Raw genomic sequence first — 25,611 nt, 5'->3', positions numbered from 1 at the left:
CTGGTCAGAGCGTCTTGAGGTATTCTACCAGCGCCGTCTTGTCCTCGTCGCCCAGCACCGGCTCGGTGCCGTAGGCGCGCTCGTCCCTGGTGAACTGGCGCTGGTTGAACTGGGCGGTGCCGAAGTAGTGGCCGCGGTTGACCACGAAGTCCGGGCACTTGTTGAGCCCCATCAGCTGACTGCGCAGCGGGGCGAAGTGCTGGCGCAGCGCGGCGTCGTCCGCTCCGCGGGGCGCGGTGAGCAGGCTCTTCTTCAGGCGCGCCAGGAGCACGATAAGGTCGCGGTAGTGCCGCGTTACCGCCACCGGATCGCGGCTTTCGGCAAGCGGCTGGAGCGAGGCGAGCAGGTTGACCGGCATGCCCTTGGGGATCGGGCCCAGCTCGATGTCCCCGGCGGCGTTCTCCAGCGACTTGAGCGCCTTCCTCGCCTCGTCGTCGAGCGGGCCGGGGGCGTCGGGGAGGAAGGCCGAGGGCACGTAGAGGTAGCTGCGCGCGCTCGTGCGGTCGATCGTGCCCCAGGCGCCGGGCACCATCGCGTCATGCTCGCGCCGCTCGGGCCAGAGCATCTTGGCGATGCCGTCGTCGAAAGCGGCCATGCGCCCGGCGACCGAGGGATCGCCGTTGAAAGCGCCGACCGTGTTGTTCAGCAGGAACGGCGCGGTCGACCATAGCGAGACCAGCGAAGGCACGCGCGTATAACCGCGCCCGCCGCCCGGCATCCGGTAGGGCTTCGCCTCGCCGGTGAACGGGTCCTGGTAGGCCACCGTGCCGACCGAGGGCAGCGTCTTGTACGATTCCGACGAGAAGTTGTCCCAGATGTTGCCGCGCAGGGCATTGGTGGCGAGCGGGCTGCACAGGTTGGTGCGTAGCAGGGTGACCGGGATGCGGGCGTCGGTGCTGAAGTAGTTGCCTTGGCGGAAGTCCGGCCGGGCGACGATGGCGCGCATCCTGCCCTTGAAGTCCTCCGTCTGCGTCCAGCGCCACCAGGACTGGAACCGCGCGACGTAATCGGTGCCGATGGCGTTCGCCAGGGTGGCGCTTGCGGGCGCCTCGGGCTGCTTGCTCGAATGGCAGCGCGCGCAGGTTTCGGCGAAGGCTTTTGCCCCGCGCTGGAGCACCTGCGGGCTCGCCTTCAGATAGCCCGCGCCGCCGGGCGCGTTGGCGAGCGGGTCGGGCCGCGCCGCTTTCAGGAAGAACAGCGCCGTCAGCGGCGTGCCCTTCTCGGTGGCGCGCCAGTAGGCCGAATTGCGCCGCGCGGTCTCGATCTCGATCGAGGAGATGATCTTGCCGCCGACCACCGGGTTGAAGTGGCGCAGCCACTCCTCGCTGAACAGGCCGATGTTGAGGTAGACCCGGTTGAGCGCGCCGAGCGCGCCCACGGAATCCGCCCCGTCCTTCAGCACATGCGGCGTCCAGACGGTGTCGGGCTTGTGGAAGTACCGGGTGAGCGGACCGGACTCGAGGATGTCGTTGAACTGGGCGTTGTTCCGGCTCCCGCCCGCGAGAGTCTCGCGTCCGATGCTCCGTCCGGCTTCGAGGCGGTCGCGCAGGAGGTAGACGGCGTTCATCGTGCGCGGGTTGTTGATGTTGTCGGTGGAGACGAGCGAGGTGTCCATCGCTCCCGGCCGGTAGGTGGAGACCAGCTGGTACATGTAGTTGGTGGGGTCGGCCTTCCACATGAACAGGCGGTCCACCCACATGTACTGGGCGCCGACGGTCGAGTTCAGGTTCGCGAAAGTCGGCTTCTCGGGGTCGGCGGGCGGACGCGTGGGGCTGGGGCCGACGTGGCAGAAGCCGCAGCTCATGCCGACGCGGTAGGGGCGCACGAGCCTGGGGTTGTTGTAGTAGCGGGGGTCCTCGTAGTACCTCTGCGGGTTCCAGGCGGCCTTGGCCTTCTCGTCGAAATCGGGATTGGGGAACAGGCGCAGGCCGAGGATGCCGGAGGGTTCGCCGAAGTATGAACCGACCGGCACCGTCCTGCCCCGCGCCCCGATCTTCACGCCCGGATACTTCGCCGCATCGGCGAAGGGATCGGGCGGGCAGGCGGGGTCGCGCGCGTCGCGCCACAGGCCATACTGGTCCGGCTTGCTCGAGGTCGCGAAGCACGGCTCGTTGACGAGGCCCATGACCTTCCAGCGCGTGGGACGGGCATTGGCGCTGCCCGGCGGGGGCGCGACGATCTTGAGCAGGTCGAAGCCGCCGAGCGTCGGTTTGGTCATGCCGTCCCAGAAGCGGTCGTTGCCGCCGGTCCAGACCAGCCACATGTTGCGGCCCTTCACCTCGTCGGGGTTGAGGGGGACGCCGTCGTCCATCTCGCGGAAGTAATCCTCGTCTGCCTGGACGAGCGTATCATCCCTGACACCGGCCGCTTGGGCCTCGTCCTTGGGCCCGCGATCACAGGCCGCCAGCGTGACGAGCGACAGGCCCAGAAGAAGTCCTCTAGCAACCACCATGTTCCCCTCGACAGTGCCGCCCACTTGTTGTGGTACGACTGGCTTGCGGTATGACTGGCGGCCCTAGTGCTCTTTATGTGTTCGTCAGGAGGCTCCTGTTTCGTCCGGGCGTCAAGTGACTTTGCCTGTAATGACGCGAGGCGGCGGGTCGGCGCCGAGCGATTGCGCGCAGGAGACTATGGCCATTCGCGCAGGCGCGTGGCGCGGGCGGCGCGGGTGAGCGTGGACGGAAACAGACGGGCGAGGTGGCAGCCGGCCTGCCGCAGCAGCGGGCGATCGAGCACGCGCTGCAGCATCATCGCGCGCCGGATCTGGCCACGGGCCTCGGCATGGAGCCGCTGCCGGTAGCTCGCCGCGCCTTCTCCCGCGACGAGGCAGCGCGCCGCGAGGAAGCCGCTGCGCAGGGCAATGGACATGCCGTCGCCGGTGAGCGAGGCGGTCATGCCCCACTGGTCGCCGAGCGGCAGGACCGGGCCGTCGTCGGTACGTGTCTGTCCCATGCCGTATGCCAGGTTCGCGATCGTCAGCGGGCGGTCGAACAGGGGCTCCGCGTCCGCCAGCAGGCTTCGCAGGGCTTCGTTGCCATCGAGCCAACCCCGCACGGCATTCCAGTCGCCGCCGATGCGCGCCAGCAGCGTGCGGCGCACGACCAGGCACAAGTTGGCGCGGCCATCCTCCACCATCTGCAGCCCTGCGTAGCCTTCGTCGAACAGGACCAGCATGATCGTCCCGCTCAACCGCCGCGCGGCGAGAGGGGAAAGCCCGTAGTGCATCTTGAAGCCGACGAAACCGTCGGCGGCACGGCCCGGGGACGGCAGGCCCTTTTCCCGCAGGGGCAGCTTGCCGGTTGCCAGCAGGACGTGGCGAGCCTCGTGATGGCCCTGGCTGGTGCGTGCCGCCAGGCCGTCCAGTTCCAGGACACGCACCCCGCGCTCGACCTGCGCGCCCGCCTCGGCGGCGCGGGCGATGAGAGCTTCGTCGAGCGCGTATCGGCTGAGCCCGAAGGCGCCGAACGGCAAGGGGGCCTCGGCTTCGACAGCGCCTGAGATCAGGCGGATCCTGTCGATCGGCACTCCGCCGAGCGCGAGCGGATCGACGCCGAGCTGGCGCAGATGCGCGGTCGCCTCGACCGACAGGAACTCGCCGCAGACCTTGTGGTGCGGCGCGCTCTCGCGCTCCAGCAGGAGCACGTCCTTGCCCGCGCGCGCCAGCAGGCAGGCGGCGGCGCTGCCCGCCAGTCCTGCGCCGACGACGAGCGCGTCGCGCACGTCAGGTTCCGAGCGTGAAGCGGAAGCTTTCCGCCGCCATGCCGGGCCCGAAGGCGAGCGCCAGCCCGGGCCCCTGCGCCTCGCCCGACAGCATGCGGGCGAGGATGAACATCAGCGTCGCCGAGGACATGTTGCCGTGGTCGTTGAGCACTCTGCGCGAGGGCGCGAGCGCTTCGGGGGGCAGGCCCAGACCGTGTTCCACCGCGTCGAGCACGGTGCGTCCGCCCGCATGGACCGCCCACAGCGCGAAGTCGCCCGCCGATGCGCCGCGCAGCAGGCCGAGGTCGTCATTGCGGCGGGCGTCGGCGGCAAGGGCCTCGGCGATGCGGGCGGGCACTTCGCCGCCCAGGTGCATGTCGAAGCCCTGGTCGCCTATACCCCAGGTGATCGCGTCCGCCGTCCCCGGGATCGTCACGGCGCGAAAGTCGCGCAGGGCGATGCCGGCCGGTTCGGCGGTGACCAGCGCGGCGGCGGCGCCGTCTCCGAACAGGAGCATGGCCAATAGGCTGGCAAGCTCCCCGGTGCGCTGGAAATGGATGGAGCAAAGCTCCAGCGTGACGACCAGCACCCGTGCCTCCGGGGTGGAGCGGACGATGTGATGCGCGAGGCGCAGCGAGTTGACCGCCGCGTAGCACCCCATGAACCCGACCACCGTGCGCTCGACACCGGGATCGAGCCCGGCGCCCGCGACGATCATCTGGTCGAGCCCCGGCGCCATGAACCCGGTGCACGAGGCGACGACGAGATGGGTGATCCCCGCGCTCGCGGCGTCGATGCCGAGCGCGTCGATGGCCGCCAGCGCGAGGCGCGGTGCATCGCGCTCGTAGCGCGCCATCCGCTGCCCGGTAGAGGGCCAGGATCCGGTGCCGTAGAACCGCTCGGTGTCGGTCACGGTGCCGTCCGGCAGCGTCTCGGGTTCGAGGAAGGAATAGCGCTTCGCGATGCCCGACCGTGCCGCCATGCGCTCGAACAGGCGGCGGGATCGTTCGTCCTGCAACTCGTTCGCGACGAAGCGGACGAAGGCGTCGTGGACTTCGAACGGCGGATTGGCCGTGCCGATGCGGTTGATGTGGGCGACGGCCGCGCTCATGCCCGTTTCCCCACCAGTACGGCGTTGAGCCCGCCGAACGCGAAGCTGCTCGATATCAGTGCCTCCGGCGCGATGGCCTCGGGCGCGAGGACCAGCGGCAGGTCGCAGTCGGGATCGGGGCCGAGATGGTTCAGGATCGGCGGGGCCACCCCCTCGGACAGGGCGACCATGCCCAGCAGGAACTCGATCGCGCCGGCCGCGCCGATCATGTGGCCATGCGCGGACTTGGTGGCGATCACGCGATGCCGCGACAGGCCGGCGCCGTAGACCGCCTGCAGCGCGGCGGTTTCCGCCACGTCGTTGAGAGCGGTGCCGGTGCCGTGCGCCGAGATGAGCACCGGCGCATCGAAAGCGACGCCGGCGTCCTCGTGCGCGGCGCACAGGGCTCCGGCGATCCCGGCCGTGTCGGGCGCGGTGATGTGGCCCGCGTCGCTGGTCGCGCCGTAGCCCGCCAGCTCGCCGTGGACGCGGGCGCCCCGGGCGAGGGCATGGCGTTCGCTTTCCAGCACCAGGACGGCGGCCCCTTCGCCCAGCACCATGCCGCGCCGATCGCGCGAGAAGGGGCGGCAGGTGTCTGGCGCCAGCACGCCCAGCGACTGCCAGCCCGCCATCGCGCCGCGCGTGAGGCAAGCCTCCGCACCCCCGGCGATGACGACGTCGACGCGGCCGCTGCGGATCATGTGCATGGCCTCGCCCAGCGCATGGGCTGACGATGCGCAGGCGCTGGAGAGCGTGAAGACCGGGCCGTGCACGCCCAGCAGGATGGAAATCTGCGCCGCGGGCGCGGTTATCATCGAGCTGGGAATGGTCTGGGGATGGACGCGCGCCTCATCCTTGCCGAACAGCCGTTCGTAGCCTGCGTCGATCGTCGCATTGCCGCCGCTGCCGCAGCCCAGCAGGATTGCGGTGCGGTGGGCGAGCGAGGGATGCTCCGCCAGCCCCGCGTCGTCCAGCGCTTCCAGCGCCGCGTGAATCGCGAAGGCCGAGATCGGGTCGAGCCGCCCGAGGCGGCGCAAGCGCTGCGGATCGACGCCCGCGAAACGCTCGGCACCGTCACCCTGCTCGTCGACCCAGGCGGCGACCCCTGCAGGCGCCGGGGGCACGAGCGGACGGATCGCGCCGCCGCCTTCCCGCAAGCGCCGCCAGTTCGCCGCGACGCCGTATCCGAGGCCGCTCACGCAGCCCATGCCGGTCACGAGAACACGGCCCTTCCCGGTTCCGGTCATTGCGGTGCAGTCACCCCGATGCGTTCGAGCAGTTGGCGCAGCGTCGTTTCGCGCGAGAGTTCCTCGGGCTGGATTTCGATGCCGTACCGGTCCTCCACTTCGAACAGCAGGCTGACGAGATCGAGCGAGGCGATGTCGAGCGTCGCCAAGGTCGCCTCGGGAAGGAGCTGCCCGGCGGGTACGCCGGTTTCCTTCGAGATGAGGGCGATGATGTCGTCATAGGTCATCGGCTGTTCTCCGTGGCGACGCGGTGCCGGATGATGAGGAGGAGCGATCGGCGGTCCGTCACGCGGAGCCTGTCTTTACCGGTGATCGGCTTTTCATCATGGCATCCCGGCTCGCTTTTTTCAGGCCGGAGACTGCGCGCTTTCCCGGGTCCCCGCAAGGGCGTCGAGTGAGCGATATGCCTGCACCGCAACTTCCCCCGTGTGCTAACGATGTGGGCCTGAAATCCCGGAGTCGCCTGCCCGCGCGACGGACGCTGGAGCCCGGACATGAGCAATCTTGCCACCCGTTCCGTTTGCGAAGAGCAGATGGATGCAGCCGATCTGGACGAGGCCACTTACGGCCGGGTGCTGCACGATCTGGCGCGGGTCAACCGCTGGACCTTCACCGCTCATCCGACGCTGTCCTTCCTGTCCCGCGCGATCGGCGATGCCCGCGGCTTCAGTCTGCTCGACGTGGGTTTCGGATACGGCGACGTGCTGCGCAGGGTGTCCCGCTGGGCCGCGCGCCGGGGGATCGAGGCCCGGCTCGTCGGCGTCGATCTCAACCCCGCGAGCGAGGGACTGGCGCGGGCGATGACCCCGCCCGGCATGGCCATCGACTATCGCACCGGAGACTACGCCGACGAGCCCGAGCGGTTCGACTTCATCGTCAGCAGCCAGGTCGCCCATCACATGTCCGGCGAGCAACTCGGCCGGTTCCTGCGCCACATGGAAGATGCCGCGAAGCGCGGATGGCTGGTCTGCGACCTGAACCGCCACGCCTTCGCCTATCACGGCTATCCATGGCTGGCCCGGGTCATGGGCGTCCACCGCATCGTGCGCGAGGATGGGCAGTTGTCGATCGCCCGGTCGTTCCGGCCGGAGGAATGGCCCGAGGTGCTGGGCGGGGCGGGCCTCGATCCGGCCGGCATCCGTGTCGCGAGACGCTTCCCGTTCCGGATCGCCGTTGAGCGGCACCGGGACGTTGCCGGTCAGCGGGAAGCGGGCCCGGCCGGCGGAGAGGCGCCTTCGATCATGAACCAGGGCGTCGGTTCGGCAGGATAGGGCGGCGCCGGGTAGAGCCAGCGCAGCGCGTCCTCGGCGGCGCGGTGATAGACAGTGTCGTGCGACGCGGTCTTGCTGAAGTCGGCGTAGCGCACGGTTATCCGGCTGGACGGCTGCGTCTTGAGGAAGGAGCGCAGGCGGTCGATGCCGTCCTGCATCGTGCCCCCCTCGTCGGCGACGGCGAGGTAGAGGCGCGCTTTCGACAGCTGGTTCGATCTGGCCGATCGCTCCAGGTTCCGCAGGGGCCGCCGATCGTCCCACCACAGGCTCGGGCTCACGGCCACGTAGTCGTCGAACAGCGTGGGGTCGATGAGCATCGTATCGACCACGAAGAGCCCGGCAAGCGATTCGCCCATCACGGCCCGGCGGTCGCTGGTGCGGAAGTGGCCTTCGACGAAGGGCACGACGTCCTGCTGCAGGAACCGGCGGAAGCGGTCCGCTCCGCCGCTTTCCGGGAACGCGGCGAGGTAGCGCTCGTCGGTCGGCCGCGCCGTCAGTTCGGCGCGGCGGTCCTTGGTCTGGATGCCCACGACGATGAAGGGGCCGAAAGTCCAGCTCAGCGATGCGAGGCTACCCAGCGCCGCGACATGCGTGAAGTCCTGGTCGGTCCCGCCGTCGAGCACGTAGACGACGGGGTAGCGGTCCTTCGACTTGTCGTAGCCTGTCGGCAGCCAGACGTTTACCTCGCGCGTGTCGTTCAGGACGGCCGACTTCAGCGAATAGCTGGTGCCGAACGCGATGGAGTGCTTCCCGGCTGGAGGCGCGGGCGCTTCCTGCGCGGGGGCGGCGACGGGCGCCAGCAGAAGTGCGGCGGCGATCGCGGTGATTTTCATGCGCATGTCGCGGTTTAGCGGAGAAGGCGTTCTTCGCAATCCGATACTCAGCGTTTCGCCTTTTCCCGGCTGAGGCGCGTCATGAGCAGCGCGGCGCGCTTGATCTGGCGCGGGAAGCTGGCGAGATCCACGCGCTCCTCCGGGGTGTGGTCGCCGCTGCTGCTGGGGCCGAGGCCGGCGAGCCCGTCGACGTCCCGTGCGACGAAGCTGATGTCCCCGGCGCCGCGCTTGAGCGGGTCGAGCGCAGGCATGGTGGTCAGGCCGAGGTCTGCGTTGATTGCGTTCAGTCTGTCCAGCATCGCCTGGTTGCCCGGCGTCGGGGCCATAGGCGGATAGCCTTCCTTGAAGGTGATGGCAGCGCTCGTCTGCGGCAGGTGCTTCGCGACGATCGCCTGCATCTTCGCCTTGACCCGATCGACCTGCTCCGGCGTCAGCGCGCGGAAGTCGCCCTTGGCAATGGCGACGGGCGGGATGATGTTGGTCTTGCCGGTCGCCTCGATCACCGCCTCGTCCGGGCTCAGCTTGGCGGTGGCGCCGCCGGCTACGAGGCCGATGTTGAAGGTGAGGTTGGGCTCGGGCAGTTCCTGGCGGAAGGCGGTGATGATCCGCGCCAGCTCGAACACCGCGCCGTCGCCGACGCCGGGCGAGAAGATGCCGCTCGAATGCGCCGTCACGCCGGTGGTGGTGATCGTGTAGTCGGCCGCGGAACGGCGGGCGACCGAGCCGTAGTCCTGCGCGTCGATGACCACCAGCCCCTCGAAATCGAGCGCCACGTCGGCCCGCTTGCCCGCCGCGATCAGGTCCGCGCGGGAGGTGCTGATCGGGGTGCCGGAGGCTTCCTCGTCCCCCGTCAGCACGACCTCGATATTCGCGCCCGCCAACGTGCCCGCCGCCTTCATCGCCCGCAGCGCCGCGAGCATGACGACGATACCGCCCTTGTCGTCGCCAGCGCCGGGGCCGTGAAGCTGGTCGCCTTCGCGAGTCGAGGTCTGGAACGGCGAACTCGGCTCGAACACGGTGTCGAGGTGGCCGATGAGCAGCATGCGCGTCGTGCCCGCCTTGCCCTTGTGGACAGCGATCAGGTGTCCGGCGCGGTTCACCGCGTCCATCGGTACCCACTTGGTGGTGAAGCCGAGTGCGGTCAGTTCAGGCACGACCATGTCGCGCACCTTTTTCACGCCCTCGACGTTGCGGGTGCCGCTGTTCTGCGCGACCAGCTTCTCCAGCAGCGCGAGGTCATGGTCCGCCCCCGCATCGGCCGAGGCGACGATCCTGCGCTCGGGCGCGGACACTTCGGCGAGGGCGGGGGCGGCGGCCAGCAGCAGCGGCAGGGGAAGCAGGGCTCGGATCATGCGCGGACGATACCTTGGCGGTGCGGCTGTGCAAGGGCCGCTCATGCCGCCGCCGGCAGATTGCCCAGATGTTCGGCCGCCAGTTCGGCGGTGATGGCGGAAAGGGTCCAGCCGAGGTGGCCGTGGCCGGTGTTGTAGAACACGCGGGGGTGCCTGCCCCGGCCGACGATCGGCATCATCGTCGGCGTCATCGGGCGCAGGCCCGCCCAGGGGACGACCTGCCGCGTGGACATGCCGGGAAAGTGGCGCTCGCTCCAGGCGATGAGCGGCTTGATGCGGTCGGCGCGGATGTCGCGGTTGATGCCGTTGAACTCGGCGGTCCCCGCGACGCGGAAACGGTCGTCGCCGAGACGGCTGGTGACGATCTTGGCGTCCTCGTCCAACAAACTGACGCGCGGGGCGGCGGCGCGGCTGGCCTCGTCGCCGAGCTGGACGGTGATCGAGTAGCCCTTGACCGGGTAGATGTTGGCGCGGTCGCCCAGCATTGCGGCCAGCGCGCGGCTGGCGATCCCGGCGCAGACCATCACCGCGTCGCCCTCGAGGGCGTCCTGCGGACGGTGGGCCTGTCCTTCCCCAAGGCCGCCCACCGCCTGCAGCCGCACCGACACACCGTCGGGGCGAAGGTCGAACCCGGCGACTTCGCTGCCGAACACGAAGCGCGCACCGCGCCGCTCGCAGGCCGCCGCGAGGCCGCTGGTGAACTTGTGGATGTCGCCGGTGGAGTCCGAGGGCGTGAAGAAGCCGCCGCAGAAGTCGCCGTGGAGGCTGGGCTCGATCTGCGCGACCTCCGCCGGGGAGACTTCCTCGCGCTCCAGGCCGCCCTCGCGCAGCAGTGCATTGCCCTGGCGTGCCTGCGCGAAAGTCGCCGGGTCGCGGTAGAAGTGGAGGATGCCGCAGCGGGAGAGGTCGAAGTCGATCCCCTCGCGCTCGGCGATGGCGAACAGGTGGCGACGCGCGGCGATGGCAAGGCGGGTGGTCTCCACCGTGTTGGCGCGGTGCTTGCCGATCGCGGCGGTGAATTCGGCCAGCCACGAGTACTTGTGATACGTGGGGCGCATGTTGAACAGCAGCGGCGCGTCGGCCCGGAAGATCCAGCGCATGCCCTTGGTGATCGTCGTGACCGAGTTCCACACCTCGGCATTGCTGGCGGAAAGCTGGCCGCCGTTGGCGAACGACGTTTCCATCGCCGGGTAGCGCAGGCGCTCGACGATCGTCACCTCGTGCCCGCGCTCGAGCAGGGCATAGGCCGAGGTCACGCCGGTGATACCGGCGCCGATGATGATGATCCGGGCCATCGCGGGCTCCTGTCTGGTGGTCGGGCCTGAGAGGGTCCGGTCGGGGCAGTTTCCCTGGACAGGGCCCCGACCGGTCGGCGCGGCGGGCCTAGCCCCCTGCGCCCGAGGTTTCGCGACCCGAAGCCTCGTAATCCACGCCCAGCTGCTGCAGGTATGTGTCGTATTTGTCGGGCTGGTAGTAATTCTGTTCCATCGACGGGCGGATCTGCGTCATGGTTCGCGCATTGCGGTCGATCGCGGGCATGTCGGTGGCGGCGATCAGGGGATCGTACTTCTGCTCCTTGAGCTGCACGTCGCGGAACCAGGTCTTCGCGTCGGCCACCAGCTGGGGGGTGGTGGCGATGTCGAGGATGGTCATAGCGACGGCTTTAGCCCCTGCTAAGGTGCCCTTATGCGCGATCGGGGTAGCCATCGCCATCGCGGCGGTGGAGTGGTGGAAGATCACGTTCGGGATGTTCGCCGGGTAGCCGATGGTGACGGTGGGCACCGTCCACATGACGTCGCCGATGTCGTCCGAGCCGCCGAAGCTGGCATCGCCGCGCGTCTCGGGCGTGGAGAGCGGGGTGACCTTGGCGGGCAGCGCCTCGACCTTGAGGTGGTTGGTGGTCTGCACGGCCTTTGCGAACGCCTGGTCCGCCGCTGTCCACTGCGGCACGCCGACCGCCTCGATATTGGCGTAGAGCGCCTCGGCGAGCGGCTTGTTGCCGTAGTTGGGGGCGGCGAAGCCCAGTACCTTGCGCTTGACCGTGGTGCCGGACGCGAGCGCGGCGGCATCGGCCACGTCGTTGCCGGTCTTGTAGAGATCCCGCAGTGAGGAGAAGTCCTTCTGGCGGAAGTAGTACCAGCTGCTCGCCTTGTCGGGCACGACGTTGGGCTGGCCGCCGCCGTTGGTGATGACGTTGTGCGAACGCTGGGCGAGCGGCAGGTGCTCGCGGCGGAATTGCCACATCACATCCATCAGCTCCACCCCGTCGAGCGCGCTGCGGCCTTCCCACGGCATCCCGGCGGAGTGCGCGGTCTTGCCCTTGAACTCGTACTCGACCGAGATCATGCCGGTGAGCCCGAGGTCGCCCCAGCCGGTGCCGAAGCCGGTGTTGACGTGCGCGAAGATCGAGGCGTCGACGTCCTTGAACACGCCCGCGCGCACGTAATAGGCCTTGGTCGCCAGCAGCTCCTCCGCGACGCCGGGCCAGAGCATCAGCCGGCCCTGGATGCCGTGCTTCGTCATCACGTCCTTGGCGGCGATGGCGGCCGCCACCATCAGCGGCATGCCCGAGTTGTGGCCCTCGCCGTGGCCCGAGCCGCCTTCGGTCAGCGGCTTGACCTCTGCCACGCCCGGCACCTGCGAGACGCCGACGAGCCCGTCGATGTCGCTGCCCAGCGCGATCTTGGGCCCGCCCTTGCCCCAGGTGGCGGTAAAGGCAGTGGGCACCCCGGCGATCCCGCGCTCGATCTGGAAGCCGTTCTTCTCGAGGATGGAGATGAGGTACTCGCTGGTCTTCGTCTCCTGGAAGCCGGGCTCGCCGAAGCTGAAGATCTGATCGACCATGACCTGGATCTGCTTGCGCTGGGCTTCCACCCCGGCCAGCACTTCCTGCTTGAGCGCCGGGTCCGCCGCCGCGAGGGCAGGGACGGGGGCCAGCGCCGCGACCGCCAGCATCGGCGCCAGCAGCGCCGCGAGCTTCCTGTTTTTCATGGGCCTCGCTCCCTTCACTTCGCCGGGCCTTCGAGCATCGGGTACTTGATGCCGAGCTGGTCGAGGTACGTCGGGTACTTGGCCGGGTTGTAGTAGTATTTCTCCATCTGGGGGCGGTAGAGCGCCATGTTGCGCTCGTTGAGCCAGATGGCGGGCACGTCCGCGTCGGTCAGGACCGGGGCGTAAGTGTCGGTCTTGAGCTGAACGTCGGTGAAGTAGGTCTTGGCGTCGGCGATGAGCTTGGGGGTGGTGACGAGGTCCAGGACCGTCATCGCCACGGCCTTGGCGCCCGCTTCCACGCCCTTGTGCGCGATCGGGGTGGCCATCGCGATCGCTGCGGTGGAGTTGTGGCCGATCATGTTGGGGATGTTCGAGGGGAAGCGGATGGTGATCGTCGGGACCGCCCACATGATATCCCCGATGTCGTCCGAGCCGCCGCCGGTCGAGGGCTTGCGGTTCTCGGGCGTCGAGAGTTCGGTGACCTCGTCCTTGAGCGGCTCGATCTTGCGCTCGTTGTAGGTCTGGACGGCCTTGGCGAAGGCCTGGTCGTCCGCGCTCCACTTGGGCATACCGACGGCCTTGATGTTGGCATAGGCGGCCTCTGCCATCGGCTTGTTGCCGAAGTTTGGCGCGGCGTAGCCCAGCGTCTGCTGGGTCATCGTGGTGCCGGTGGCAAGCGCGGCGGCCTTGGCGACGTCGTTGCCGATGTCATAGAGCTTGCGGATGTCGGCGAAGGTGCGCTCGCGGAAGAAGTACCAGATGCTCGCCTTGTCGGGCACCACGTTGGGCTGGCCGCCGCCGTTGGTGATGATCATGTGCGAGCGCTGGGTAAGCGGCAGGTGCTCGCGCCGGAAGTTCCAGGCGACGTCCATGATCTCCACCGCGTCGAGCGCGCTGCGGCCTTCCCACGGCATGCCCGCCGAGTGGGCGGTCTTGCCCTTGAACGAGTATTCGACCGAGACCATGCCGTTGTTGCCCATCTCGCCGTAGCCGGTCGAGAAGTCGGAGCTGACGTGGGTGAAGATCGAGGCGTCGACGTCCTTGAACAGCCCGGCGCGCACGAAATAGGCCTTGGTCGCCAGCAGTTCCTCGGCGACGCCCGGCCAGAGCATCAACCGGCCCTCAAGGCCGTGCTTCTGCATGACCTTCTTGGTGGCGATGGCGGCGGCCACCATCAGCGGCATGCCCGAGTTATGGCCCTCGCCGTGGCCCGGCGCGCCTTCGATCATCGGCTTGAGGTAGGGCACGCCGGGCATCTGCGAGACGCCCAGCACGTCGTCGATGTCGCTGCCCAGCGCGATCTTGGGGCCGCCCTTGCCCCAGGTGGCGGTGAAGGCGGTGGGGATGCCGGCGACGCCCTTGGTCACGGTGAAGCCGTTCTTGGCGAGGATGCCGGTCAGGTATTCGGACGTCTTGAACTCCTGGAAGCCGGGCTCGGCGTAGCTGAAGATCTGGTCGACCATGACCTGGATCTGCTTGCGCTGCGCCTCGACCTCGATCGCCACCTCGTCCTTGAGCGCCTGCGGAGCCTCGGCGCGGGCGGGCGCGGCGGCCAGCACGGTGGAGGCAAGGGTGGCGGCCAGAACGGCGCGGGTGAACGTCCTCATCTTGCGGGGTTTCCTCATCTGCTTGTTCAGAATTCGACTTTGGCGGCGACGCGGAACGTGCGGCCCACGACATCGTAGCGGCTGCGGTTGGTCTGGGCGTAGGCGGGGACGTTGTTGCCGTCCGGCCCGTTGCCGACGAGGACCGGGTCCTTGTTGGCCAGGTTGTTGACGATGAAGGTCAGGTGGCCGTTGCCGCCCATGGTCGGGAACTTGAAGTCGATCGAGGCGTCGAAGTAGGTGGCGCCGTTGATCGAATTGTCGTTGATCGTGCGGTACTGCGATGTGCTGGCGGGGCAGTCGCCGTTGCACTCGATCCAGTCGTTGCCATAGACGCCGTCGGTGAACCCGCGCGCGACGAGGTTGAGCGTGAACGGCTCCAGTTCGTAGAAGGCGCTCAGGCGGTAGACCCAGTCGGGCGAGGCATAGGTCGTGTTGGTCAGGACGCCGGCGTAGTCGATCGGGAAGCTGATGCCGTCGTCCAGCACGTTCTCGATGTAGTGCGTGGCCTGCCCGTGGAGGCGCAGCATGCCCGGGCCGACCTCCACCGAATAGCTCGCCTCGATATCGAAGCCGCGCGTCTTCTGGGTCGCGAAGTTGATCGGCGTCAGGTCGATCGTGCTGAGCGCGCCGTTCACGAACTTGATGTTCGGGCAGTAGGAGGCGATGCCCTGGTCATAGCACAGGTCCACGGTCTGCTGCGCCGTGATCGAGCCGATCGCGTCGTCGATCTTGATGTCGTAGTAGTCGAACGAGGCGCTGAAGCCGGGCAGGAACGACGGAGTGAGGACGATGCCCGCCGTCCAGCCGTCGGCGACTTCGGGCTTGAGGTCGGGGTTGCCGAAGGCGTTCTGCACGAACTGCTGCGACCCGGTGACCGGAGCGCCCGAACCGGCCGGGATGATGACCGAGTTGGTGCGCGCGGTGCCTGCGGCGAACAGCTCCTCGAGGTTGGGCGCGCGGATGTCGTGGCTGATGTTGCCGCGCAGGCGCACGTCGTCGATCACTTGCCAGTTGGCGCCGACCTTCCAGGTGCCGACCCAGCCCGAGGTCGAGTAATGCGTGCCGCGCGCCGCCGCGTTGAGGTTCATCCCGTCGATCACCGGGATGTCGACTTCGAGGAAGCCCTCGTAGACGTCGTACTTGCCCTGGTTGACGCGGAAGTTGCCGTAGAGCCAGCCCGAGTTGTGGACCGGATCGACCTCGCCGTTGATCTGCTCGCGCCGCCATTCCGCGCCCGTGGCGAAGGCAACGTCGCCCGCCGGAAGCGCGAAGGCGCTGCCCGATATGGTGGCGGCGGCAACGTCCTGCTTGATCGTCTGGTGACGGATCGGCTGGTAACCGTCGTAGTAGATGTAGTCGAGCGCCTCGGCCGAAGGACCGTTGGTGCCGAGGCGGTCGATGGGAACGCAGCCGTTGGTCGGATCAGTGAGCGTGGAGCGGCACACGATGCTGCCGTCGCCCGCGAACACGGCGTCCTGCGCCAGCGCCATGCGGGCGTTCTGCCAGGTGTTGGTCAGCTCCTCGCGCGCCTTGGTGACGCCCTTCTGGTAGTAGACGTCCCAGTTCATCGGCTTGCTGAACAGGTCGAGGCTGCCCTTGGCGCCGATCACGCCGCGGTAGACTTCGCGCTTGATGTCGCTGCCCGGGATCGGGAATCCGGCATTGGAGGTGCCCACCGTGATCGAGGCCAGGCCGCGCGCGGCCATCTGCGCGGCGATGGCGGGGTACTGGCTGAGCAGATAGGCGTTGTCCACGCGGATCGAGACGCCGGTGCTGGGCGTCTGCTGGTAGGAACTGGCGCTGACCGAGCGGTTGTACGAGAACTGGCCGAAGAGCTCGATGTCGGGGGTGACGTTGAAGCCGATGCGCTGGAACACGCTCAGGCGCTCGTCCTTGGGTACGAGGGTGTTGGTGCCGACGTGGCCCGCCAGCGTCGTCTGCCAGTCGCCGCCGACCATCCACGGGCTGGAGACGGTGCCGTAGTTCAGCCTGGCGGTCTGCCCTTCGCCCAGGAAGTAGGTGCCCATCAGCGGGCCGCTGGTGATGAGGCCGCCCGCGGTGTAGCCCGAGGGACCGATGCCGCTGCCGATCAGGCGCTGGGGCTGGCCGTTGGTGGCGGTGTAGGCCGGGTTGTTGATCTGGAAGTAGCCGCTGTCGTTCCAGTCGCGGTCGATGCCTTCCTCGCGCTTCTGGTCGAACCACGAGACGCTGGTCAGCAGGTGCAGCCGGTCATCGAGCAGCGAGAAGCCGGCGGTGGCGGCGATGCGGTAGTTGAAGGCGTCGCCGTAGTCCGAGATGCCGGTGTCGGCGGCAAGCTTCACGCCGGTGTAGCCGGTGTCGAGGATGAAGTTGACGACGCCGCCCACCGCGTCCGAACCGTAGGCCGCCGAAGCGCCGCCGGTGATGACTTCGACCCGCTTCACCAGGTCCTGCGGGATCGTGTTGATGTCGACCGTGCCGCCCACGGTGGAGGCGACCGAGCGCTGGCCGTCGACCAGCACGAGCGTGCGCCCGACCCCGAGCCCGCGCAGGCCGATCGAGTTGATGCCCGCGCCCGCATTCGACAGGCCGCCCGAGGAACCGCCCGAAGTTCCGCTCCCGGCGATGGCCGGAAGCTGGTTCACGAAGTCGGAGATGTTGGCGGGCGACTGCGCGGCGATGTCCGCTTCGCCCAGCACCGCGACGGGCGTGGGGGCGCTGTAGCCGTCGCGCACGATGCGCGAGCCGGTGACGACGATGTCGCTGGTGGGGCCTTCGGCGATCTCGTCCGCCGGTGTCTGTGCCTGCGCCATGGCCGGGGTGGCCGACAGGAGCGGCGCCGCCGATGCCAGCAGCAGCATCCGGGCGGTGAAATTCTTCGACCTGTTTCGAGCGCCGGAAGTCCGACCCGCGCTCGTGATCTGGGTGGCGCTTGTTTCAGTGGCGCTGTGCATCGCGATAATTCCCTCCGGCCTGAACCATGTCTGCCGCAGGCGTCCCCGTTCCCGTCGTGAATGGAAGGCACGCGTTCGGTCGTACCGGCGAAAGGCCGGTCGGCGGATTCTTGCCCGCTGCTTTACGATCCGTTGCGTCCCCGCCCCGCGACGATCGCGAGGGTCCATTTTCGGAAAGTGCCCGTTGGCGCCGCTGCCCCGCGGTGCTCTTCCCGATGTCGACGATCTTAGCGGGAACGCCGCGCGTGATCCCATGAAAGATGGGGAGATTGCTGCAGCGGGTTGACAGAATCCGTCGCGAAAGGCGGTCTCGGCGCAGAAAAGGTGCGGCGCAGTCTTTTCGGGCGCATTTTCCGATCACCCAGCATTAGCGCGATTCGGAAATACGGCGACGCATTGCGATTTCGGTGCCGAAGCCGCAACCCGGATCGCCAACTCCGATGGGGAATCCATTGTCAAGTGGGCATTCGACGCAGGATTTCATCATCGACGGGGGTTGATCGCCTGATAAGATCGGGGATGCTGCACTGCGATATCTGTTAGTCTTGGCAGGTCATCACCGGCCGCTTCGCAAGCCATTTGCGCGGGCAGTCCAAGAACAGGGGTTGTTTTTCCGATGCCGATACAAGCAAGCACCAAACACTTCGGCAGATGCCTGCTCGGCGCGGCATCGGCGCTGGCCATGCTGCACGGCGCGCATGCGCTCGCTGCGCCCGTGCGCGTCCCCGCGTCTCCCGACGGAGCGTTGCTGCCGGTCGAGGCGGATGCGCAGAAGGGCAAGGTCCTGCTCGTGCTTCCCGCGCCGGACGCGGAGGGCGTCTCGGGCCGATACCTGTTCACGCAGGCGATCAAGACCGGTCTGGGCTCGGCCGGCATCCGTATCGACCGGGGCATGCAGGGCGACACCAAGGTACTGGCCTTCCGCCGCCTGGGCGGCAAGGTCGCCGTCGTCTTCGAGAACCCCCGCTACCGCGCGACCGGCGATACCGGCGTCGCCCGCGGCGCGCGCGCCAGCTTCCCGTTCAGCACCGTCGCCATGCTGGAGATCGTCGGCGAGGCGCCTGAAACCGGCCCGGTCAAGGTCGACCTGACGCCGCTGCTGATGGCCGATTCCATGGACCTCGCAGGTGCTCTCGGCGCCGGCGCCAAGGGCTACAGGCTGTCGGAAAAGCTCAGCGCGGTCGACACCGCCTCGATCAAGGTCTTCCCGCGCAACATCGAGCTGGAGACGGTGCAGACCTTCGCCGCCGACAGCGCCGGCCGCGAACTCGATATCCTCGCGCCCGATGGACGCGCGGTCAGCTTCACGGTCCACTCCTCGCTGGTGGCGCTGCCCGAGCCCGGCTTCAAGCCCCGCCGCTTCGACATCCGCTCGGGCGCCCATGCCACGCAGGTCTACGACTTCGGCACCCCGCTCGGCTCGCCGATGCTGGTCGAATACGCCAACCGCTTCCGCTTGGAGAAGACCGACCCGGCGGCCGCCCGCTCGCCGGTCAGGAAGCCGATCGTCTTCTACATCGACAGCGCCGCGCCCGAGCCGATCCGCACCGCGCTGGCGGACGGCGTGCGCTGGTGGGCCGACGCCTTCGACGCCGCCGGCTTCATCGACGCCTTCAAGGTGGAAATCCTGCCGCCCGGCGTGGACCCGCAGGACGTGCGCTACAGCATGGTCAACTGGACCGACCGGCAGAACCGCAGCTGGTCCTACGGCGGGGGCGTCATCGACCCGCGTACCGGCGAGATCATCAAGGGCAACGTCGTGCTGGGCGCGCTTCGGGTACGCCAGGACATCACGATCTTCGAGGGCCTCGTCGGCACCGCGCAGAACGGCAATGGCGGCCCGAACGACCCGGTTCGCACGGCTCTGGCGCGCATCAGCCAGCTCGGCGCGCACGAAGTCGGGCACTCGATCGGCTTCGTCCACAACTTCAAGGCCAGCCTCCAGGACCGCGCCTCGGTGATGGACTACCCCGGCCCCAAGGTCGACATCGCCGATGGTAACCTCAGCCTCGCGGATGCCTACGCCTCGGGCATCGGCAAATGGGACAAGTTCACCGTCGACTGGCTTTACGGAGAACCCGCCCCGGGTATGGATGCCGACACGGCCGCCGCCGCCAAGGCCGATGCGGCCGAGAAGTCCGGCATGATCTACGGCACCGACATCGACGGCCGCGCCGCCGACCTCGCCGTCCCCGGCGTCAACATGTGGACCGAGGGGCAGGACACGCCCGCCGACCTCGCGCATACGCTGGAAGTGCGCCGCATAGCGCTCGGCAACTTCGGTCCCGGGGTGCTGCTGGCAGGTGAGCCGCTGTCGAACCTGCGGCGCAAGTTCGTGCCGATCTGGCTGTTCCACCGCTACTCGATCGACGCCACCGGCAAGCTCGTGGGCGGGGTACGCTACGACTACGCCGTGGCGGGTGACGGGAGGCCGTCGCCGAGCCCGGTCCCCGCAGCCGAACAGCTGGCAGCGATGGACGCGATGGTCGCGACGCTCTCGGAGCGCGAACTGACGGTGCCTGGGCCGCTGTCGATGATGCTCTCGAGCGGCACGAGCGGACGCAGCGATGCCGAGGCGGATCCGGAAGTGCTGCTGGGCGCCGGTTCGGCCGTGTTCGACCCGCTGGTTGCGGCGCAGGTCGCCGCGCAGGTCACGCTCGACAGCCTGCTCGCGCCCACGCGCCTGACGCGCCTGCATATCCAGCACGGCTACGACGCCGGGCAGCCGGGCGTGATGGCGCTGCTCGACAAGCTGAGGCCGGTGATCGGGGCGCACGACCGGGCGATCACCCGGCGCATCGCGCAGACGACGCTGCTCGCGCTTGCCTCCGCCTCGCGCGATCCGGCCACGCCCGCCGATGTGGCGGCGGTGCTCGACGGCTTCCTCAAGGACATCGCGGGCAGCTTCGCCAAGGCCAGGCGCGGTTCCGAGGAGGGACTGTGGCAGGTGTCGATGGCTGGCACCTTGGGCGATCCCGCAAGGCTCGAAGCCGAGATCGACAAGCAGCGGCGACCCAGGCCGGATATCCCGGCAGGCATGCCGATCGGCGACACCGGGTGGTTCGACGACGTCCTGCCGAACTGATCGCTCCTTTCGCCCTGTTGCGTTTGAAATCGCGGAGGCTTGCGGCACTATGGTTCTGAAAACGAAAAAGGGGGCGCAAAGCAACATGGACATGCCGTCAGGCCGATTGAACTGGCTCGAACCGGCGCGAAGCCGGCCCATCCAGCACGAACTCGACGACACCGACTTCCGCCTGATGCGCGCGCTCGTCACCGAGGGGCGCGCATCGGACGTCTGGCTTGGCGACAACGTCCACCTGTCCAGCACGGCGGTCGCCCGGCGGCGCAAGATCCTGGAGGAAACCGGCTACATCACGCACTATTCGGCGAACCTCAACGTGCGCTCGCTGGGGTATGGGACGCTCGTGGTGGTGTCGATCGAGCTGATGTCGCAGGCGGAGAACGTGCTGCAGGACTTCGAACGCGCCGTCCTGCAAAGCCCCTCGATGCGCTTCTGCGCCTTCGTGACAGGAGACACCGACTTCCTGATGATCCTGAACGTGCAGTCGCTGGAGGACTACGACATGATCTACCGCAAGGAACTGTCGGTGCTGCCGCACGTCGCCCGCATCCGCAGCAGCTTCGTCCTGCGCGAAGTCGCGAACCGCCAGATTGCGCCCGCGATCCTGCAGGCGCACCGCTGACTTATTCGGCCGCAGCGAGGCTCCTGCTTTCGGGAGCCGAAGTCGGCGCGAAGCAGCGGGAGACATCGTGCAGCACGCCATCCAGCAGCATCAGCTCGGCGGGGGGCGCGTGGCTGATGAAGTGGATGGGGCTGGCAGTAAGGCCGTAGGCGCCGCTGTTGTGGACCGCGATCACGTCGCCTTCCGCCAGCGGCGGCAGCGGCACCTGGCTGCCCAGCCTGTCGATCGAGGTGCAGAGCGGCCCGCTGAGGTCCACCGGCTCGATGCCCTCGCCGCCGCCGACGCGGTGCATGCTGTAGTTGCGGCGGATCACCATGCCGAAATGGCCGGAGGCGGGCAGGTGGTTGTTCATGCCGCCGTCGCAGATGGCGATGCGCACGCCGCGCGAATGCTTGATCGAGACGACGCGCACGAGGAAGAACCCGGCCTCGCCGACCAGATAGCGCCCCAGTTCCAGCTTGATCTTCGCCCCGGCGAAGCGCGGGTCGGAGCGGAAGCGGGCGATATCCGGGAGGATCGCATCGGCCACGCCGGCCAGCGATAGCGCCGTGTCACCGTCGTGATAGGGCACGCCCAGGCCCGCGCCCATCACCAGGCTTTCGGGCGTCAGCATGGCCTTTTCGCACAGGTCCGCGAAGATGGAGAGGAAGCCCCGGTAGTTCTCGACGATGGCGTCGGGCTTGAGGCACTGGGTGCCTGAATAGATGTGCAGCCCCGCGATCCGAAGCCCCGGCATCGCGGCGATCTGCTCCAGCGCTTCCGGGGCATCGGGCAGGTCCACGCCGAAGGGGCTGGGACGCCCCGCCATCTGGTCGCCGAAGCCGCGCGGCACGCTGTCGGGGGCGACGCGCAGCAGCACCGGCTGGACCCGTCCGGCGGCGCAGGCGACTTCGCTGGCGATGCGCGCCTCGCGCAGCGATTCCAGCACCAGCAGGCCGATCCCGCCCAGGACCGCTTCCCTGATCTCGAACTCCCGCTTGGCTGGCCCGGTGAAGCTGACGAGGGCGGGGTCCCACCCCGCTTCGAGGGCGAGCCGGAATTCGCCGATCGACGACACGTCGAGCAGGTCGATCCTGCCGACCATCCAGCGCAGCAGCGCCGGGTTGGGGTTGCACTTGACGGCGAAACTGAGCGCCAGCCGGCCGTCGAAGGCAGTCCTGATCTCGTCGATCCGGGCGGCGATGTCGCCCGGAAAATAGACGAAGGCGGGTGTTCCGAACTGGTCCGCCGCCGCCGCCAGCCAGGCGTCGCGATCGAGGGTCATGCGGCTCGCTCGAGGGCGAAACGGCTGATCCTCTCGGCGGTGTCGAAGTTGTCCAGCGTGACCTCGTCGGCCCGGATTTCGATGCCGAGTTCCTGTTCCACGAAGGCGATCAGGGAAATCATGGCGATGGAATCCAGCGCGCCGGAGGAGAACAGCGGCGTCTGCGCATCGACGGGGCCGTCGAAGCCGGAAAGGGCGTGGAGCTGCTCGATGATCTTGTCGGTGGTGAAAGGCACGTCGTTCACTCCTGGAGAGAGATTTGCGGGCTTGGGGCGGCGGGGACGGTGCAGGCCCGCACCACGTCGGGCCGGGCGAGCTTGCCGCTCGCCGTGCGGGGCATCGGTGCGTCCCAGACGTGGATGGCGCGCGGGACCATGTAGGCGGGCATGACGCGGCGGCAGTAGGCCAGCAGTCCGTCGCGCGTGGCACCCGGCGTGAGCGTGGCGGCGATGTGGACGCTCTGCCCCAGCAGGTCGTCCGCGACGCCGAACACGACGAGGTCGGTCGCCATGCCGCTGCGGTGGACGAGGTCCTCCACCTCGTCCGGGCTGATGCGGAAGCCGCTGCTCTTGATGAGGGCATCGCGGCGGGAGACGAACCACAGGTCGCCGTCCTCGTCGATCCTGACGATGTCGCCGCTGTAGACGACGGGCTCGTCGCCGATGAGCGGCGCCAGCTCGGGGCAGGGCCTGATCTTCTCGGCGGTGGCCTCGGGGCGGTTCCAGTAGCCCTGGCTCACCAGCGGCCCGCGATGGACGAGTTCGCCCTGCTCGCCCGGCGCGGCGATGCCGGCGCCCTCCTTGATGACGTAGACTTCCGCGTTCGGGATGGCCTGGCCCATCGAGCCCATCTTCCGCGCGAATTTTTCCGGCGGCAGGAAGGTGGAGCGGAACGCCTCCGTCAATCCGTACATGAGGTAGATGCGCACGCCCGGCAGCACCTCGGGCATGCGCTCGAGAATGCTGGGCGGGACTTTGCCGCCCGAGTTGGTGATGAAGCGCAGCGAGGGCAGGGCCTGCGGCGATGCGTCGAGCAGGCGGATGAACTGGATCCACAGCGGCGGCACCGCGGCAAGGCCGGTGACCGCATGCTCGCGGATGGCCCGCACGATCTCGGTCGCCATCGCCACGGGCTGATGCACCACCGTCCCGCCGACCAGCATCATCGTGGTAAGCTGGTTGAAGCCGTAGTCGAAGCTGTAGGGCAGCACGCTCAGCAGCCTGTCGCCCGCGTGCAGCTGAAGATAGGATGCCACCGAAACCGCGCCGCAGACCACGTTGCGGTGGCTGAGCATGACGCCCTTGGGCTTGCCGGTGGAGCCCGAGGTGTAGATGATCGCGGCAAGGTCGGTTTCAGCGCCGGCGTGCGCCGCGCAGCCGGGCGCATCGGGCAGGTCGTGCCAGCAGGGTGCCGCGGCGCCGGGTCCGGTGGCGAGCACGGTCAGGCCTGCAAGGCCATCGCCCAGCGCCGAGGCGGCGGCGGGCTCCAGGATCGCCGCCCGCGCGCCGCTGTCCTGCACGACGTAGAGCAGCTGCTCGGCGGTCCAGGCGGTGCTGACGTTGACGAACACGCCGCCGATCCTGCTGACCGCCAGCATCGCGGCGACCTCGCGCATGCCCTTGCGGACCTGCACGGCCACGCGGTCTCCTGGCAGCACGCCCCGCGTCGTCAGGAACGCCGCGACGCGGTCGACCTCGGCGGCGACTTCGGCGTACGTCCAGGACCTTGCGGGATCGACGAGGAAGGTCTTGTCGCCCCTGTCCGGCAGGTTGTGGTCGAACAGGTCGAAGACGCTGCAAATCTCTGGGCGCATGTCTGGGTTCACCGGAACGGTCCTAGTCTGGGGTAGATCTTTGCGGGCGAGCCGACGACGATCGAGTCCGAGGGCACATCGGTGGTCACCGCCGAGTTCGCCGCGATGCGCACCCGGTCGCCGACGCGGATGGCGCCCAGAACCGTGGAGTTGGTGCCGATGAACACGTCGTCGCCGATCGTCGGGGCGCCGGGGCGCATGTTGGTGCCGATCGTGACGTTGTGCATCACGCCGAGGCGGTCGCCGATCACGACGTCGGGATGGATCGAGAGCGAGCCTTCGTTGTTGACGATGTGCATGTCGCGCCCGATCGTGACGCGGGGCGGGATCCAGATCTTGGTGACGTTCGCGACGAAGAAGTTCATCAGCCCGTAGAGCCGCGACACCGCGCCCCTCGCGACCGGATTGCGCCGCCCCTGGCCCCAGTGCCCCAGGCGGTAGAGGCACAGCGAAACGAAGGCGCCGTTGGTGATCGACGAGCCGTGGCGGCGATAGTCCGCGGCGACGACTTGCCATGCCGTCTCGCGCCGGGGGCCGTCGTCGGTGGGGGCGTCAGGCAAGATCGAGGGTCCGGTCGATGTCTTCGATGTCGGCGTGAAATACATCGTCGCTTCCTATCCCCACCACGAGCGAATAATCCTGCTGCTGCCGGTCGGTGAACAGCTTGAGCACCGCCACCGCGCGCGTCGGTGGCTGGATGACCAGCGCGCGGGCGCCGGGCGGCATCGCCACCAGCCCGTGAACCAGCTGGCTCCCCTCCACGCCCGCCACCACCGCGGCGCCCGCGCATACCGCCACGATCTCTTCGAGGGTGGACGTGGTGGGATCGAGCACGGTGAAGCCGTGGCGGGTCACCAGATGCTCCGCGATTTCGCACTCGTTGACGAGCAGGCGCTTCTCGCCGCTCGTGCCGCGCTGCAGGAAGACGCCGGGATGGCGGACCGGGGCACTGCCGACCAGACGCTGGCGCAGGTCCGCCGCGCGGGCCTGCTTGTGTGCGTTGTGAGAGCCGTCGTCGAACAGGATCAGCTCGTCGAACAGCATGGCCTGCGTCCTGACCGGCGTCATGCCGAGCGTGCGCTCATAGGCCGACTGATGCCCCTTGGGGACCATGGTGGCCATCGGCACTCCGGCGGCTTCGGCCAACCGGTAGGTGAGGCAGTCGTCGCTCAGCCAGTTGCCGAACCAGCGGTTGCCGACCCAGCTTTCGTACATCGCCGCGCGCGACACCTCGCGCGGGGCCAGTCCCAGCGGCCGCCGACCCGCACCCTGGCGCAGATGGCGCGCCGTATTGCCCGCATGGAGCATGCCGTCCATCAGCAGGACGTTCCGGATGCAGTAGCCGAGCGTGGGCGCCTGAGCCGAATCGAAGCCGCCGCGAAAGTCCCGGAGCACTTCCTCGACCGAGCCGAACTCCGACCCCCGGATGCGCTCGAGCTGGCCGGGGGCGACCAGTGCCGGGCGGACGTGGACGACGCTCGCAGGGGCGATCTCCCACTGCTCCGCCGCCCGGGCCAGCACGTCCCGCGGCTTCGCGCCCATCAGGCGGGACACGCCGTGCAGTCCAGGACGGAGGAAGGGACGCAGCATCTGGTTCTGCCCGCTCAACGCCACGGCGCGTGCCGGCGGGCAGGGAGACCGGTGCTGGAACGGCAGGATGAAACCAAGGTAAGTCACCAGTACGAAATGAAAATGGTGACGCAACCCTTCCACAACTGCGGTGCGATGCGTATCCGCTCGCATGGGGACGGGATAGTTGGCGGTGCGAAGGGCCATCTGGAAATTGGGGATGCCGGGGCGCCCG

19 protein-coding genes are annotated in these 25,611 nt (G+C 68.5%); 3 read left to right on the top strand and 16 right to left on the bottom strand.

Going from position 1 to position 25,611, the window contains the following annotated elements; translation table 11 throughout:
* Nucleotides 1-4: 4 nt before the first annotated feature.
* The 5 genes from AC07M9_RS16835 to AC07M9_RS16815 all read right to left on the bottom strand — a co-directional run bounded on the left by AC07M9_RS16835 (nt 5) and on the right by AC07M9_RS16815 (nt 6,263).
* A complete protein-coding gene (locus tag AC07M9_RS16835; RefSeq protein WP_494885263.1) occupies nt 5-2,452 on the bottom strand; it encodes a hypothetical protein in 2,448 nt (815 codons plus the stop codon).
* Between the two features lie 176 nt (nt 2,453-2,628).
* Nucleotides 2,629-3,720: an NAD(P)/FAD-dependent oxidoreductase gene (locus AC07M9_RS16830; protein ID WP_494885262.1), complete on the bottom strand. Its 1,092-nt coding sequence runs from the start codon at nt 3,718-3,720 to the stop codon at nt 2,629-2,631.
* A gap of 1 nt (nt 3,721) precedes the next feature.
* Nucleotides 3,722-4,810, bottom strand: coding sequence for a type III polyketide synthase (locus AC07M9_RS16825; protein ID WP_494885261.1), 1,089 nt, complete (start codon nt 4,808-4,810; stop codon nt 3,722-3,724).
* On the bottom strand, nt 4,807-6,036 hold the full coding sequence (locus AC07M9_RS16820) for a beta-ketoacyl-[acyl-carrier-protein] synthase family protein (protein ID WP_494885259.1): 1,230 nt from the start codon (nt 6,034-6,036) through the stop codon (nt 4,807-4,809). The genes AC07M9_RS16825 and AC07M9_RS16820 overlap by 4 nt, the downstream gene beginning before the upstream one ends.
* Nucleotides 6,033-6,263: an acyl carrier protein gene (locus AC07M9_RS16815; protein ID WP_494885258.1), complete on the bottom strand. Its 231-nt coding sequence runs from the start codon at nt 6,261-6,263 to the stop codon at nt 6,033-6,035. Before AC07M9_RS16815 ends, AC07M9_RS16820 begins: the two co-directional genes overlap by 4 nt.
* 267 nt (nt 6,264-6,530) lie before the next feature.
* Between AC07M9_RS16815 and AC07M9_RS16810 the strand changes: the two genes are divergently transcribed.
* On the top strand, nt 6,531-7,307 hold the full coding sequence (locus AC07M9_RS16810; protein WP_494885256.1) for a methyltransferase domain-containing protein: 777 nt from the start codon (nt 6,531-6,533) through the stop codon (nt 7,305-7,307).
* Here the strand turns inward: AC07M9_RS16810 and AC07M9_RS16805 are convergent.
* Genes AC07M9_RS16805 through AC07M9_RS16780 form a run of 6 tightly spaced genes read right to left on the bottom strand, consistent with a single transcriptional unit; the run spans nt 7,235 to nt 16,930 of the window.
* Nucleotides 7,235-8,140, bottom strand: coding sequence for an alpha/beta hydrolase (locus AC07M9_RS16805; RefSeq protein ID WP_494885255.1), 906 nt, complete (start codon nt 8,138-8,140; stop codon nt 7,235-7,237). The two genes, AC07M9_RS16810 and AC07M9_RS16805, sit on opposite strands and share 73 nt — an antisense overlap.
* Before the next feature lie 47 nt (nt 8,141-8,187).
* Nucleotides 8,188-9,492 (bottom strand): M20/M25/M40 family metallo-hydrolase, encoded by a 1,305-nt coding sequence (locus AC07M9_RS16800; protein ID WP_494885253.1) that lies wholly within the window; start codon nt 9,490-9,492, stop codon nt 8,188-8,190.
* Between the two features lie 41 nt (nt 9,493-9,533).
* On the bottom strand, nt 9,534-10,919 hold the full coding sequence (locus AC07M9_RS16795; protein ID WP_494885468.1) for a D-amino acid dehydrogenase: 1,386 nt from the start codon (nt 10,917-10,919) through the stop codon (nt 9,534-9,536).
* The gene (locus tag AC07M9_RS16790; protein ID WP_494885251.1) at nt 10,876-12,483 is read right to left on the bottom strand and encodes an amidohydrolase; all 1,608 of its coding nucleotides are present in this window, start codon (nt 12,481-12,483) and stop codon (nt 10,876-10,878) included. The genes AC07M9_RS16795 and AC07M9_RS16790 overlap by 44 nt, the downstream gene beginning before the upstream one ends.
* 14 nt (nt 12,484-12,497) lie before the next feature.
* Nucleotides 12,498-14,090, bottom strand: a complete 1,593-nt coding sequence (locus tag AC07M9_RS16785; protein ID WP_494885249.1) for an amidohydrolase — start codon at nt 14,088-14,090, stop codon at nt 12,498-12,500.
* Between the two features lie 26 nt (nt 14,091-14,116).
* Complete coding sequence (locus tag AC07M9_RS16780; protein WP_494885247.1) at nt 14,117-16,930, bottom strand: TonB-dependent receptor plug domain-containing protein; 2,814 nt, start codon at nt 16,928-16,930, stop codon at nt 14,117-14,119.
* A 709-nt stretch (nt 16,931-17,639) separates the two neighbouring features.
* On the opposite strand from AC07M9_RS16780, the gene AC07M9_RS16775 reads away from it, so the two are divergent.
* Both AC07M9_RS16775 and AC07M9_RS16770 read left to right on the top strand, forming a co-directional pair.
* On the top strand, nt 17,640-20,108 hold the full coding sequence (locus AC07M9_RS16775; protein ID WP_494885245.1) for a zinc-dependent metalloprotease: 2,469 nt from the start codon (nt 17,640-17,642) through the stop codon (nt 20,106-20,108).
* Between the two features lie 49 nt (nt 20,109-20,157).
* On the top strand, nt 20,158-20,730 hold the full coding sequence (locus AC07M9_RS16770; protein ID WP_494885244.1) for an Lrp/AsnC family transcriptional regulator: 573 nt from the start codon (nt 20,158-20,160) through the stop codon (nt 20,728-20,730).
* A 1-nt stretch (nt 20,731) separates the two neighbouring features.
* Here the strand turns inward: AC07M9_RS16770 and AC07M9_RS16765 are convergent, their stop codons facing one another.
* Genes AC07M9_RS16765 through AC07M9_RS16745 form a run of 5 tightly spaced genes read right to left on the bottom strand, consistent with a single transcriptional unit; the run spans nt 20,732 to nt 25,397 of the window.
* A complete protein-coding gene (locus AC07M9_RS16765; protein ID WP_494885243.1) occupies nt 20,732-21,994 on the bottom strand; it encodes a type III PLP-dependent enzyme domain-containing protein in 1,263 nt (420 codons plus the stop codon).
* Entirely contained in the window at nt 21,991-22,230 is a 240-nt protein-coding gene (locus AC07M9_RS16760; RefSeq protein ID WP_494885242.1) for an acyl carrier protein, read from the bottom strand. The genes AC07M9_RS16765 and AC07M9_RS16760 overlap by 4 nt, the downstream gene beginning before the upstream one ends.
* Before the next feature lie 5 nt (nt 22,231-22,235).
* Entirely contained in the window at nt 22,236-23,807 is a 1,572-nt protein-coding gene (locus AC07M9_RS16755; protein ID WP_494885241.1) for an AMP-binding protein, read from the bottom strand.
* Nucleotides 23,808-23,815: 8 nt separating this feature from the next.
* Nucleotides 23,816-24,367, bottom strand: a complete 552-nt coding sequence (locus tag AC07M9_RS16750) for a serine O-acetyltransferase (RefSeq protein ID WP_494885240.1) — start codon at nt 24,365-24,367, stop codon at nt 23,816-23,818.
* On the bottom strand, nt 24,360-25,397 hold the full coding sequence (locus tag AC07M9_RS16745) for a glycosyltransferase 61 family protein (RefSeq protein WP_494885239.1): 1,038 nt from the start codon (nt 25,395-25,397) through the stop codon (nt 24,360-24,362). Before AC07M9_RS16745 ends, AC07M9_RS16750 begins: the two co-directional genes overlap by 8 nt.
* Nucleotides 25,398-25,611: the final 214 nt, after the last annotated feature.

The sequence above is a fragment of the Novosphingobium sp. GW821-FHT09E05 genome, from assembly GCF_059416165.1.
The sequence above is the reverse complement of the archived record's forward strand: the minus strand, read 5'-3'. Positions and strand labels throughout refer to the sequence as shown.